Raw genomic sequence first — 12,499 nt, 5'->3', positions numbered from 1 at the left:
CGCCCGCGTACCGTTCCGTCAGTTCTTGATCCACACCCCGAAGTCGCGGGTCGCGGTCCCGAAGTCCTGGAAACCGAGACGGGCCCCGGCCGAGCGGGTCACCGTCCCCTTGGCCATCGCACCGCCACTCGCCGACGCCGAGTAGACCGGACCACCGCTGTCACCGCCGCGCGCGGCGATCTGACCGTTCATCTGCTCGGCCTCCACCAGGTCCTCGGAGTCGTTGTAGAAGAACAGCACCTTGAGGTTGCAGACGGGTCCGCCCGTCACACCCGCGCTGGTGGCACCCGACTGACACAGATACTCACCGGGGAAGACCCAGTCCCACCCGTCGACCCGGACCCCGCGCTCGTCGTTCCGCCCCCCTGTGTACATGAAGTTGTCCACCTGGGAGGTGGGGATCAGCATGATGTCGTGCGGGTCGTGCGCCGGGCCCGGCGTCCCGATGTACTGGTCGTTGCCGTTGGTGTAGCGGTCACCGGCCTTGCCGCAGTGCTCCGCGGTGAGGATGAACTGGGCACCCGAGGCATTGCGCACCCCGAAACCGGAGGTGCAGTTGGGGACGCCGTTGTTCTTCAGCAGCGCGCCGCCCGACCAGGGGAACGAGTCGTTGTCCCGGGAACGCTCCACCAGCGGCTGCTCCCGGACCGTGCGCACCGGCACCCCGGCCGCCGCCACCGCGCCGCGCCGCGCGGTCGCCGGGGCCGTGGCCTTCGCGCCGCTCCCGGAGCCGGTGGCGAGCACCAGACCGCTGCCGTCGGTGGGGATCTTCACACTGTGTCCCAGGGAGGGGTCCCGGCGCAGCTCGCCCTGGAGCCGCTCGGACGCCTTCCTCAGCTCGGCGAGCGAGTACCGTGCCGGGGCGATCCGTACGGGTGCGGTACCCCGCGCCTTGTCGACCACCCGTTCGATCTTCGCGGGTACGCGTCCCTTCCACCAGAGGGCGACCCGGCCCTCCTCCAGACCGATGCCGGTGTAGCCGGAGTGACCACCGCGCTCGATCTCCTTCCTGATCGCGCTCGCGGCGGCGACCAGGGGCCGCTGCTCGGCCATCTTCCGCAGCTCCGGCGCCGGGAGCGTCCGCGCGATGTCCACCACGTCCTTGCCGTTCTGCTGTGCGCTGGCACTGGTGCCACCCACCGTGGCCAGGACCGTGGCCGCCAGAGCGGCACCGGTGGCGAGCAGGGCAGTTCCGCGTCGCATGTGTAGGCCTTCCCACGCTTGTGTCGTACTGCGGCGGCTCGGTGCCACCGCGACGAGACAGGAAGGTAGTGGGCTGAAATGATCATGCGATCAACGATCGCTAAACAGCCACGAGCGAGCACCGACAAGCGCCGGGTCCACACGAGTTCCGGCACCGGGACGGGGTGGGAACGCGTCCGTACTCCGTGGCGACACAGGACCCAACGGTGCTGTCGCGGCAGGCGGGGGCTCCGGCCGGTTGGTCGCTCCTGCGGACCCCCGTTCCGCAGGTCCCGGGCAGCGCCCCCGCTCTGCCGCTCGTCACCGAGTCTTCGGCTTCCGGGATTGATACACAGCCCCTGCTGACCAGGTGAATCAAAGCCTTGGCCAGGGCTGTACGGTCCGTGCCGGGCCAGCGGCCTGAATCCGGCTTGTGACCCCGCTCGCCGGGTTCCTAGCCTCGCCGGGAGGCCGGTCGACGGGAGGAGTGGTTGAGGTGGGGCGTCGTGAGGTGCCTGTCGATCCTGCGGCCGGGCCGGTGCAGCGGTTCGCCTACGATCTGCGGAAGCTCCGGACGGAGGCGGGCGGCCCCACCTACCGGGCGATGGCGCGCGACGCCCCGTACTCGGCGGCCACGCTCTCCCGGGCGGCGGCCGGCGAGCAGCTGCCCTCGCTGGACGTCGCCCTGGCCTATGTCCAGGCGTGCGGCGGCGACCCGGCTCTCTCGCTCGCCTTCGGCGCGGACGGCCACACCCTGTACACGGTGGGCCTGTACGCCGGCCTGGAGACATACGATCTCGACCCCCTGCGGCTGGCCGCCACCGTGTGCGAGCGCGCAGGCTCGGGCCTGTCGCGCGCGGAATGGCGGGCCCACCTCCCTGACCTGCCGTACCGCAAGACCTGCTGAGCGCACCCGTCGGCGTCACCCACACGATCCCGGGAGCCCCGGACCACCTCCGGGAGGGCAGGAGCCGGCACCGGTCGTGCCCCGCCACCCCGGGGCGGACGGCTCAGACCGCTTCGTCGAGCAGGCCGAAGCCTTCCGGGAACCCTTCGAGGAACTCCCGGCGCGCGGGGTCGGACTCGGCCTCGGCCATCGCGGCGAGCAGGCCGGTCAGCTCGCCGCGCTGCTCGCCCGACAGCTCGCTGACCACGTGTGCGACGTTCTCCATGACCTTCACGGCGTCGTCCTGGTCCATCTGCTCCTCGTCACTGCCCTCGATGAACCACAGGACGTCGACCAGGGCCCCCGCCAGAGCATGGGTCACAGACGGGTATACGGGCATGGTGGGACTCCCAGCAGGTCACGGCAGTGGATACACCCATCCCACCACACGGCACCGACATCGCGCTCCGCCGGCCCCGGTCAGGCGGTGGGTACGGCGGGGTCGCCCTCGAAGCCCGGCTCGGCCAAGGGCTCCGTAGCCGTCGCACCCGGTCCATCGCGGGGAATCCGGCGGTGGACGTCCTCCACCAGATTCCGCACCCCTCTGCGGAAGATCTCGGCCTGGTGCTCACCGAGGAAGGAGGTGTGCCCGAACACCTCCAGGACGACGAGACCGTGCAGATGCCCCCACGCGCTCAGGAGAAGAGTGGTCGCCGGAGCCGGCGCGGCTCCCAGACCAGGTGACTGCAGTCGTTCCAGATGCGCCCGCAGCGAGGGGGAGAGCGCCGGGGCGTCGGCCGCCTCCAGCTGGGCACGGGTGAACCCGTCGAACATCTCGCGCCGGAAGATCTCGCTGATCCGGATCATCGCCTGGGTGGTCGGTCCGTCGGCGGGAGCCGCGTACTGCCGCAGCGGTGTTCCGAAGAGGAGCTGGAATCGCTCGGGATGGGTGACGGCCCATCGGCGGTACTCCTCGGCCGCGACCACCGCACGCGGCAGGCCCGGATCCTCCGGCGCCGTGTCGACGGCGACCTGGATGGCGTCGGCCAGGTCGTCGTACGCCTTGGTGATGAGCGCGGTGACCAGGCCGGACCAGCTCGGAAAGTAGTGGTACAGGGCCTGGACGGTCATCCCCAGCTCCCGGGCGACCGAACGCAGGGACAGGGCCGTCGGACCGTTCTCGACGATATGGCGCTCGGCGGCGTCCAGGATCTCCTGAGTGGCGGCCGCCCGCCGCCGCTCGCGCAGGGAGAGCCGGGCCGTCGCATGTTCTTCCGCAGGCATGCGACGACCTTACGACGGCAACTCCTCCTGGTCACCCGAAAGGTGACACCCATCAAAAAAATCTAACACTGCTAAATTTTCTGGTACCCCACTAGCGTCGACAGCGGCGACGAGAGAAGTGACAGCGGGCCGCTTCCGACACGGTGGAGGGTTCCCGCGGAGCCGCCCATGCCCCGGCCACCCAAGCCCTGGCCACCATGGACCGGCCACCCATGCCTCCGGCTGCCCGACCCCGCGTGACTCGCCTCCGCGCGGCTCCACCCGCCCGCACTCGTCCGCCGGGCTCTCACCAACAGTGCGCGAAAAGGGAGATCATGCATGTTTGAACGCATAGCCGAGCTGGTGATTCGCCGGCCCCGGCTGGTACTGGTCATGGCCGTCGTGGTGGTGGCCCTCATGGGCGTCGCGGGCGCCGGCGCGTTCGGCAAACTCCTGGAAGGTGGCTATGACGACCCCACCTCGCAGTCCACCCGGGCGGGGAAGGTCATCGGTGAGAAGTTCGGCGGGGAGACCAACCTCGTCCTGCTGGTCCGTCCCTCCGAAGGCGGTGTCGACACCCCGGCCACCGAGCGCACCGGCCGGGCCCTGGTGGCCGACCTCAGGAAGGAGCGGAGCCTGGAGAACGTGGTCTCGTACTGGGACGAGGGCCGGCCCGGCCTCCGCTCGGAGAACGGCCGCGAGGCCCTGGTGCTCGCCCATGTGAAGGGCGACGAGACGGAGCAGAGCGAGAACGCCAGGATCATCATCGACACCTACACCGGGACGTACGAGGACACCCTGACGGTCCGGGCGGGCGGCGGCGCCGCGGTGGGCGACGAGATGGGCGGCCAGGTGGGCGACGACCTCATCCTGGCCGAGGCCATCGCCGTGCCCCTGACCCTCGTCCTCCTGCTGCTCGTCTTCGGCAGCGTGGTCGCCGCCCTGCTCCCGCTGGCGATCGGGCTCATCGCCGTCATCGGCACCTTCGCCCAGCTCTCCCTGCTCGGTGGTGTCACCGATGTCTCCATCTTCGCGATCAACCTGACCACCGCACTGGGCCTCGGTCTGGGCATCGACTACGCCCTGCTGATGGTCAGCCGGTTCCGCGAGCAGCTCGCGGCCGGGGAGACCGTGGAGGACGCCGTCCGGCGGACGGTGCACACCGCGGGCCGTACGGTCGCCTTCTCCGCCGCGACCGTGGCCGCCGCGCTCGGGGCGCTCCTGGTGTTCCCGCAGTACTTCCTGCGCTCGTTCGGCTACGCCGGGACCGGTGTCGTCGTCATCGCCGCCGTCGGCACCCTGTTCGTGATGCCGGCCCTCTTCGTCGTCCTGGGTCACCGGGTCAACAGCGGCCGCCTGCCCTGGGTGAACCCGGGGCGCTCCGACGCCCGGGGCACCTTCTGGGGGAAGCTGGCCCGCACCGTCATGCGGCGGCCCGCCCTCACCGCGCTGCCCGTACTCGCGGTGCTCCTCCTCGCGGCGAGCCCGCTGCTGGGCATCACCTTCGGCACCCCGGACGAGCGCGTCCTGCCCGAGGACGCCCAGAGCCGCCAGGTCGCCTCGGTGCTGGAGGAGAGGTTCGACGGCACCGACGAAGCCGCCCTCCACGTCGTCATCGACCGGCCCGTGGGCAAGGCACCCCTGGCGTCCTACGCGGTCGCCCTCTCCGGGCTCACGGGGGTCGCCCGCGTCGAGACCAGCGCCGGAACCTACACCGACGGACGGTCCACGGCGACCGGCCCCGCCCATGCCGCCCTCGGCCGCCCCGACGCGCAGCGGATCAACGTGGTGAGCGCCCTGCCCGCCAAGTCGGACCGGGCCCAGCGACTCGTCGAGCGGGTACGGGCGGTCACGCCGCCCGACGGAGCACGCCCGCTGGTGGGTGGCGTCGACGCCGTACTGGTCGACTCCAAGGACTCCATCGGCGATCGGCTCCCCCTCGCGGTGGGCCTGGTCGCCCTGACCACCTTCCTGCTGCTCTTCCTCTTCACCGGAAGTGTTGTGCAGCCGCTGCGCGCACTGCTGCTCAACCTGATCAGCCTGGGGGCCACCCTCGGCGTCATGACCTGGATCTTCCAGGACGGGAACCTCTCGTCCCTGCTCGGTTTCACCGCGCAGCCGATGGATGTCTCCATGACCGTGCTGATGTTCTGCGTCGCCTTCGGCCTCTCGATGGACTACGAGGTGTTCGTCACCAGCAGGATCAAGGAACTGCACGATCTGGGCGAGGACAACGAGTCCGCCGTGGCCAACGGCCTCGGGCGCACGGGACGTATCGTCACCGCGGCGGCCTGCCTGCTCGCCGTGTCCTTCTTCGCCTTCGGGACGGCCGAACTCAGCTTCCTCCAGCTGTTCGGGCTGGGCAGCGGGCTGGCCGTGCTCATCGACGCCGTCGCCGTACGCGGTGTCCTGGTCCCCGCCGCGATGCGGCTGCTCGGCCGCTCGGCCTGGTACGCGCCCCGCTTCCTGCGCGGGTTCCACCAGCGGTACGGCCTCAGCGAGGACGGCCCCGCCGCCCGCGCCGCGACCCAGCCGGAGCCCGTGACCGGGTCGCCGTACGCGAAGGACCCGACCAGGGTCTGACCGGACGGACACCCGCCCACGACGGCTGGTCCCGCCCATGACGACCGGTGCGGTGGAGCAGCCGTCGTGGCGGCTCCACCGCACCGGTCGGCAGGCCCGTACGCGTCCGCCCACCGGCGACGAGCCGGTACCCCGGGCCGACGCGTACCGGCCCGGACTACTGGTCCACGCAGACCACGTAGGCCTGGAACCCGCCGCCGAGCAGGGTGACGGAGGCCTGGGTCTGCCATCCGGTGGCCGGCCCGGCCTGAGTGCCCGCGGCCTTGGGGATGGGTGCGTTCTCAATGACGTTGATCGCGCTGAGCAGCCCGAAGGTGTCATAGCCGCCGCCGGTGGCCACGTCGCCGGCCAGGCAGTTGGCCGTGGACGTCACGCCCACGCCGATGAGGACCGGGACGGCCTGGGGCCCTCTGATGACATAGGTGTTCAGATCCGCCGGGCCCTGCGGTCCCTGCGTACCCTGTGCGCCTTGGGTTCCCTGGGTTCCCTGCGGTCCCTGGGTGCCGTTGGCGCCCTGGGTTCCTTGGGTGCCCTGGGTGCCGTCCGCGCCATCGGCTCCCTGCGTGCCCTGTGACCCCTGCGGCCCCTGCGTGCCGTTCGTTCCATTGGCGCCCTGGGTTCCCTGGGTGCCCTGCGGTCCCTGTGTGCCGTTGGCGCCTTGCGTGCCCTGGGTTCCTTGGGTGCCCTGGGTGCCGTCCGCGCCATCGGCCCCCTGTGCGCCCTGTGACCCCTGCGTGCCGTTCGTTCCATTGGCGCCCTGGGACCCCTGGGATCCCTGGGACCCTTGGGAGCCGGTGGCGCCCTGCGCGCCGTTCACACCGTTGGTGCCGTTCGTTCCGTTCGTTCCATTGGCGCCCTGGGTGCCCTGCGGCCCCTGTGTGCCGTTGGTGCCGTTCGTTCCGTTGGCCCCCTGCGCGCCCTGAGATCCCTGTGTGCCGTGGGTTCCCTGCGGTCCCTGGGGGCCGGTGGCACCCTGTGCACCCTGTGCGCCATTCGTGCCGTTGGTACCGTTCGTGCCATGGGTGCCCTGCGGACCCTGGGGCCCGGTGGCGCCGGTGGCCCCCTGGGGGCCCTTGGGTCCGGTAGCGCCGGTGGCACCTTGCGGCCCCTGGGGACCCTGCGGGCCCTTCCCCTTGTCCTTGCCCTTGTGCCCGCCGTCGCCCCCCTGGGCGGCGCGCTCGCCCTGCCGATCGGCGTCGTGGTTCTGCCCGCTTGCCGCCATGGCGCCGTTCGGTCCCGGCAGGCCCAGGCTGTGCCGGGTGCCCGAGCGCTCGACGGCGTCGGCGACGGCCGCCGCGCTGGGCGCCACGTTGAGCACGGCGGCCAGGGTACCCACCGAAACCATGGTGATGGCTCTCACCCGGTTGCGGACGATGGTTCTACTTCTCACCAGAATTCCTTTCGCGTAGAAATGGAGGAGACAGTCGCAGCTGCCGGATGAGCGGCAGCCGGAGGAATCCGCACAGCTGCCGTGGAGGCCAATCGTTGACCTGTCGGAGCGTTTGTGCGACGTTCATATGGGCTGGTGAACCGGGTTGCTTTCGGTAGATGCCGAGGCCAGGCGCGTACGGGACTCGCTCGGCGGAAGGTCAACATCACCCGAATGGAGACGCAAATCGGTGAAGCGACTGTTTTCGCGGAGGATCATGCGCCCGCAAACTTTGTTCGTGCCGGAATATGGGGTCCGTAACACTTCTTCTGCGGAATGAAAGGGGGGTGGGGAAGCGACCCCGCACGGGCACCGCGCCCCTGACTACCCATGCGTGGAATTCTGCTGGCCGGGGGCACCGGCTCACGGCTCTGGCCGCTGACCCGGTCCGTCTCCAAACAGCTTCTGCCGGTTTTCGACAAGCCGATGGTCTATTACCCGCTCTCCACGCTGGTGCTGGCAGGGGTGAGCGAGGTGCTCGTCATCACGACCCCGGAACATCAGGAGCAGTTCCGCTCACTGCTCGGCGACGGCGGTCAGCTCGGTCTGCGCATCGAGTACGCGACGCAGGAGCGTCCCGAAGGAATCGCCCAGGCATTTCTGCTGGGTTCCGATTTCATCGGGGACGCGTCCGTCGCACTGATCCTCGGTGACAACATCTTCCATGGCTCGGGGCTGAGCGCCCTGCTGGCACACGAGGACCGGATGCGCGGAGGCCAGGTCTTCGCGTACCAGGTCGCGAATCCCTCGGCCTACGGCGTGGTCGAATTCGACGACCACGGCAGGGCGTTGTCCATCGAGGAGAAGCCCGCCCGCCCGAGGTCCCGGTACGCCGTGCCCGGACTGTACTTCTACGACAACCGCGTCGTGGAGATCGCCCGTGGGCTGCGGCCCAGCGCACGCGGCGAGTTGGAGATCAGCGACCTCAACCGGGTCTATCTGGAGGCCGGCGAACTCCGCGTCACCCGTCTCGACCGGGGCACCGCCTGGCTGGACACGGGAACCTTCGCCTCCATGGTCCAGGCATCGGAGTTCGTCCGGGTCGTCGAGGAGCGCCAGGGCCTCAAGATCGGCTGTGTGGAGGAGGCGGCCTGGCGGGTCGGGCTGATCGACGACGACCAGCTCCGCGCCCTGGCCCGTCCGCTCCTCACGAGTGGATACGGGCAGTACCTGGTGGACCTGCTGGACCAGGACGGCCAGTGCGCCGTGGTATCCCCGCGGGGCGGCGGACCACAGGCGCAGACCGCGGCGGCCGTCTGAGGGAGCGCCGGTGGAGACGGCAGGAACCAGAAGGAAGGTGACAGGTGAGACCGCTGGGTATCGAAGGCGCCTGGGTGGAGACCCCCCAGGTGTTCACGGACCGGAGAGGGCGCTTCCATGAGTGGTTCCGGGCCGACCGGCTCCATGAGCTGACCGGCCACCCGCTCCGCACGGAGCAGGCGAACTGCTCCAGCTCCGGGCGCGGCACCCTGAGGGGAATCCACTACGCCGCCGTCCCGCCGGGGCAGGCCAAGTATGTGACATGTGTCAGCGGGGCGGTGCTCGACGTGGTGGTGGACATCCGCACCGGCTCCCCGACCTTCGGCAGATGGGAGGCGGTCCGCCTCGACGACCGGGAGCACCGGGCGGTGTATCTGTCGGAGGGCCTCGGCCATGCCTTCATGGCACTGGAGGAAGGCTCCACCGTGGTCTACCTCTGCTCCGAGGGGTATGCGCCGGAGCGGGAGTTCGGGATCCACCCGCTCGATCCGGCGCTGGCCATCCCCTGGCCCGACGATCCCGCCAGGGAACTCTCCGCCAAGGACGCCTCGGCACCCACCCTGGCCGAAGCCGGGCGGCGGGGCCTGTTGCCCATCCACGAGGAGTGCCTGGCCCACCGGCGGCGGCCGCGGTCCGGAGAACAGGGAGAAGCATGCGTCTCCTGGTGACCGGCGGGGCCGGCTTCATCGGCTCGGAGTTCGTCCGCGGCCGGCTGCGATCCGATCCGGCGGCGCGGATCACGGTCCTCGACGCACTCACCTACTCGGGGATCGAGGAGAACCTCGCCTCCGTCGCCCACCGGCCCGGATACCGCTTCCTTCGCGGCGATGTAGGCGATCCCGATGTCGTCGACCAGGTGATGGCGGGTCAGGACGCCGTCGTGCACTTCGCGGCCGAGTCGCATGTGGACCGGTCCATCGAAGGAGCCGGGCCCTTCGTCCGTACCAATGTCGCCGGCACCCAGGTCCTGCTGGACGCGGCGCTGCGCCATCGCGTGGGCCGGTTCGTGCAGGTGTCGACGGACGAGGTGTACGGGTCGATCAGCGCGGGCTCATGGACCGAGGAGTCACCGCTCGCACCCAGCTCACCGTACTCCGCGACCAAGGGCGCGGCCGATCTCCTCGCCCTCGCCTACCACCGTACCCACGGCCTGGACGTCGTGATCACCCGGTGCACCAACAACTACGGCCCCCACCAGTTCCCCGAGAAGGTCATCCCGCTCTTCATCACCCGGCTGATCGACGGGGGGACCGTGCCCCTCTACGGCGACGGTCGCCATGTCCGCGACTGGCTGCATGTCTCCGACCACTGCCGGGGCATCGAGCTGGCCCTGCGCGGCGGCAGGCCCGGGGAGATCTACCACATCGGCGGCGGGACCGAGGTCAGCAACCACAAGCTCACCGGACTGCTCCTCGACGCCGTCGGCGCCGACTGGGACCGAGTCACCCACGTCGCCGACCGCAAGGGCCACGACCTGCGCTACTCACTGGACGACAGCAAGATCCGCGAACAGCTCGGCTACGCCCCTGAGGTCCCGTTCGCGGCGGGCCTGGCGGCCACGGTCGACTGGTACCGGGACAACCGCCGCTGGTGGGAGCCGCTGCTGACCGGGTCGGAGCGCGCATGAAGGGGACGGCCGCGAGCACCGCGTGGCTGGTGACCGGCGCGGGCGGGATACTCGGCCGGGACGTCCTGGCGGAACTCACCGCCGCTCCGGGCATCGAGGTGACCGGACGGACCCGCGGCGAGCTGGACATCACCGACCCCCGGGCCGTACGCGCCGCCGTCGCCGCACACCAGGTGGTCGTCAACTGCGCCGCCTGGACGGATGTGGACGGGGCCGAGGCGGACGAGGCCGCGGCGACCGCCGTCAACGGCACGGGCGTACGCCATCTCGCCCATGCCTGCGCCGGGACGGGGGCGGTCCTGCTCCACATCTCCACCGACTACGTCCTCCCCGGCGACGCCGGCCGGCCCGCTGCCGAGGACGCGCCGACCGGGCCGCTCAACGCGTACGGCCGGGGCAAACTGCTGGGGGAGCGGATGGTGGCCGAACTGCTCCCGCGCACCGGCTACACCATCCGCACCGCCTGGCTCTACGGCACACATGGGCGCAACTTCGTGGCCACGATGCTCGAACTCGCCCGCAAAAAAGCGACCGTGGACGTGGTCGCGGACCAGTACGGTCAGCCGACCTGGTCGGCGGCGCTCGCCCGGCAGGTGGCGGTGCTGGGCCGGGCGGCGCTGGCCGGACGGGCCCCGGCAGGCGTCTACCACGGCACGGCGGCGGGGCACACGACCTGGTACGGGCTGGCCCGGGAGGTGTACCGGCTGAGCGGACTCGACCCCGGGCGCCTCTGCCCCGTCGGCTCGGCCGCGTTCCCGAGACCCGCTGTCCGGCCGGTGTACGGGGTGCTGGGGCACGCCGCATGGGCGCGGGCCGGGGTCTCCCGCCAGCCGGGCTGGCGGGACCAGCTGGCGGCGGCCCTGGAGACCCCCCGGTTCGCGGAACCGGCCGCCGCCGCTCGTGCCGCGGCCCTCACCCTGATGGCTGAGTGAGGGCCGCGGCGGGAACCGGGGCACTCTCCCGTACCAGCAGCGGTCCGCCGCAGCGTGTCGTGCCCTCCTTCATGGCGATGAGGTTCGCCACCACATAGGAGATGTTGTTCGAGGAGTGCCAGTCCGTCGGGAAGTACGTCACCAGACGGGAACTCTGGAACCGCGCCTCGATCTCGGGGACGAACGCCCGGTACTGGTCATCCGTGTAGTACCAGAAGGAGTTCTCGTTGTAGAACGCGACATGCGTGGGGTCCTGGTGGGCCCCGCGCCCGTCCGAGCTGGGCGTCATGGTCAGCAGCATTCCGCCGGGTGCCAGCAGCCGGTACAGCTCGTTGATCAGCGGCACCTTCGCGGGCACATGCTCCAGGAAGTCCACCGCGCGGATCAGGCCCACCGAGTTGTCCGGCAGATCCAGCCGGTCGGGCAGGGTGGCCACGATGTCCACACCCTCCCCCGGGTACTGGTCCACACCCAGATACCCCGGAGGCTTCCGGTGGGCCGCGCCGAGATCCAGCGCGAGCAGCCCATGGCGCCGGCTCCAGGCCAGGGTGTTGGCCTCGACGTACTTGTCGTAGAGGGCGACCGTCTCCCGCTGGATATGCGCGTTGACCTCCGCGTCGCGCTGGGTGTTCCCCGCGTGCATGCGCTGGAGGTAGAGGCAGCGCTCGATGTGGTGGAAGTCGCCCACCTGGAAGAGCCGGCACATCAGATCCTGGTCGTCCAGGACCGAGCGGGTGGCGTCGTAACCGCCGACCTTCGTATAGGCGTCCCTGCGGAAAGCGCGCACATGGTTGGGCGCGTACCAGATGTACGAGACGTTGTGCGGCGTCGGCGCCATGGTCCTGGCGGCCAGCAGCTGCCGGCCGTCGACGAGCACCTCCTCGTACTGCCAGCCGTGTGTCTCGTTGAACCGGGAGTCGTCCCGTCCGCCGTCCTCGGTGATCTGGGCGGTGTTGCTGTAGACGAAGACGGCGTCCGGGTTCTCGTCGAACGCCTTCCCCAGCTCGGCCAGACAGTCGCGGGCCAGCAGGTCGTCGTGGTCGAGCTCCACCAGGATCTCGCCGCGCGCGAGTTCGCAGGCCCTGCGCTTGGTCGCGCCGACCCCCCGGATCTCGTCGGCGATCTCCACCCGGACCCGCTCATCGGGCCGCTCGGGCCGCCACCGGGCGCCGTTGTTGAGGAGGACGATCCACTCCCAGTCCCGGCAGGACTGCTCCTGGAGCGTCGCCAGACACTCGTCCAGGAACCGCGGCCGGTGGCTGGGGGTGAAGACGGAGAACCTGGGTGTCACGGTCGATGGCATCTGCGGCTGTACCTCCTGGGCTTCGGGGCCGGGG

Annotated in this window: 10 protein-coding genes and 1 pseudogene; 6 read left to right on the top strand and 5 right to left on the bottom strand. The window is 70.6% G+C overall.

Annotated elements, in window-relative coordinates; genetic code table 11:
* Positions 1-18 precede the first annotated feature (18 nt).
* Positions 19-1,203 (bottom strand): chymotrypsin family serine protease, encoded by a 1,185-nt coding sequence (locus tag ABT354_RS28365; protein WP_351498872.1) that lies wholly within the window; start codon positions 1,201-1,203, stop codon positions 19-21.
* Between the two features lie 475 nt (positions 1,204-1,678).
* Here ABT354_RS28365 and ABT354_RS28360 point away from each other — a divergent pair.
* Positions 1,679-1,900 (top strand): annotated as a pseudogene (locus ABT354_RS28360) (helix-turn-helix domain-containing protein); the annotation flags it as partial.
* 292 nt (positions 1,901-2,192) lie between these two features.
* Here the strand turns inward: ABT354_RS28360 and ABT354_RS28355 are convergent.
* Positions 2,193-2,468: a hypothetical protein gene (locus ABT354_RS28355; RefSeq protein WP_351498870.1), complete on the bottom strand. Its 276-nt coding sequence runs from the start codon at positions 2,466-2,468 to the stop codon at positions 2,193-2,195.
* Between the two features lie 80 nt (positions 2,469-2,548).
* On the bottom strand, positions 2,549-3,352 hold the full coding sequence (locus tag ABT354_RS28350; RefSeq protein WP_351498868.1) for a TetR/AcrR family transcriptional regulator: 804 nt from the start codon (positions 3,350-3,352) through the stop codon (positions 2,549-2,551).
* Positions 3,353-3,670: 318 nt separating this feature from the next.
* Here ABT354_RS28350 and ABT354_RS28345 point away from each other — a divergent pair, with 318 nt between their 5' ends.
* Positions 3,671-5,914 (top strand): MMPL family transporter, encoded by a 2,244-nt coding sequence (locus ABT354_RS28345; protein ID WP_351498866.1) that lies wholly within the window; start codon positions 3,671-3,673, stop codon positions 5,912-5,914.
* A 157-nt stretch (positions 5,915-6,071) separates the two neighbouring features.
* Here the strand turns inward: ABT354_RS28345 and ABT354_RS28340 are convergent, their stop codons facing one another.
* Positions 6,072-7,304, bottom strand: a complete 1,233-nt coding sequence (locus tag ABT354_RS28340; protein ID WP_351498864.1) for a collagen-like domain-containing protein — start codon at positions 7,302-7,304, stop codon at positions 6,072-6,074.
* 369 nt (positions 7,305-7,673) lie between these two features.
* On the opposite strand from ABT354_RS28340, the gene rfbA reads away from it, so the two are divergent.
* From rfbA to rfbD, 4 genes are read left to right on the top strand one after another with little or no spacing between them, the layout of a single operon-like run.
* A complete protein-coding gene (gene rfbA / locus ABT354_RS28335) occupies positions 7,674-8,603 on the top strand; it encodes a glucose-1-phosphate thymidylyltransferase RfbA (protein WP_351498862.1) in 930 nt (309 codons plus the stop codon).
* 44 nt (positions 8,604-8,647) lie between these two features.
* On the top strand, positions 8,648-9,271 hold the full coding sequence (locus ABT354_RS28330; RefSeq protein ID WP_351498860.1) for a dTDP-4-dehydrorhamnose 3,5-epimerase family protein: 624 nt from the start codon (positions 8,648-8,650) through the stop codon (positions 9,269-9,271).
* Positions 9,256-10,230: a dTDP-glucose 4,6-dehydratase gene (gene rfbB / locus ABT354_RS28325; RefSeq protein WP_351498858.1), complete on the top strand. Its 975-nt coding sequence runs from the start codon at positions 9,256-9,258 to the stop codon at positions 10,228-10,230. Before ABT354_RS28330 ends, rfbB begins: the two co-directional genes overlap by 16 nt.
* Positions 10,227-11,162 carry a dTDP-4-dehydrorhamnose reductase gene (gene rfbD, locus ABT354_RS28320; RefSeq protein WP_351498856.1) on the top strand — a complete coding sequence of 312 codons (936 nt, stop codon included), beginning with the start codon at positions 10,227-10,229 and terminating at the stop codon, positions 11,160-11,162. The genes rfbB and rfbD overlap by 4 nt, the downstream gene beginning before the upstream one ends.
* Here the strand turns inward: rfbD and ABT354_RS28315 are convergent.
* On the bottom strand, positions 11,143-12,465 hold the full coding sequence (locus ABT354_RS28315; protein WP_351498855.1) for a glycosyltransferase: 1,323 nt from the start codon (positions 12,463-12,465) through the stop codon (positions 11,143-11,145). The genes rfbD and ABT354_RS28315 overlap by 20 nt on opposite strands.
* Positions 12,466-12,499 lie beyond the last annotated feature (34 nt).

The organism is Streptomyces sp. NPDC000594, assembly GCF_040299965.1.
Taxonomy (GTDB): domain Bacteria; phylum Actinomycetota; class Actinomycetes; order Streptomycetales; family Streptomycetaceae; genus Streptomyces.
The sequence above is the reverse complement of the archived record's forward strand: the minus strand, read 5'-3'. Positions and strand labels throughout refer to the sequence as shown.

What these genes read in the sequence shown, in the direction of transcription:
- ABT354_RS28365 (WP_351498872.1), bottom strand. Translation starts at nt 1,203, where the DNA reads ATGCGACGCGGAACTGCCCTGCTCGCCACCGGTGCCGCTCTGGCGGCC.
- ABT354_RS28355 (WP_351498870.1), bottom strand. Translation starts at nt 2,468, where the DNA reads ATGCCCGTATACCCGTCTGTGACCCATGCTCTGGCGGGGGCCCTGGTC.
- ABT354_RS28350 (WP_351498868.1), bottom strand. Translation starts at nt 3,352, where the DNA reads ATGCCTGCGGAAGAACATGCGACGGCCCGGCTCTCCCTGCGCGAGCGG.
- ABT354_RS28345 (WP_351498866.1), top strand. Translation starts at nt 3,671, where the DNA reads ATGTTTGAACGCATAGCCGAGCTGGTGATTCGCCGGCCCCGGCTGGTA.
- rfbA (WP_351498862.1), top strand. Translation starts at nt 7,674, where the DNA reads ATGCGTGGAATTCTGCTGGCCGGGGGCACCGGCTCACGGCTCTGGCCG.
- rfbB (WP_351498858.1), top strand. Translation starts at nt 9,256, where the DNA reads ATGCGTCTCCTGGTGACCGGCGGGGCCGGCTTCATCGGCTCGGAGTTC.
- rfbD (WP_351498856.1), top strand. Translation starts at nt 10,227, where the DNA reads ATGAAGGGGACGGCCGCGAGCACCGCGTGGCTGGTGACCGGCGCGGGC.
- ABT354_RS28315 (WP_351498855.1), bottom strand. Translation starts at nt 12,465, where the DNA reads ATGCCATCGACCGTGACACCCAGGTTCTCCGTCTTCACCCCCAGCCAC.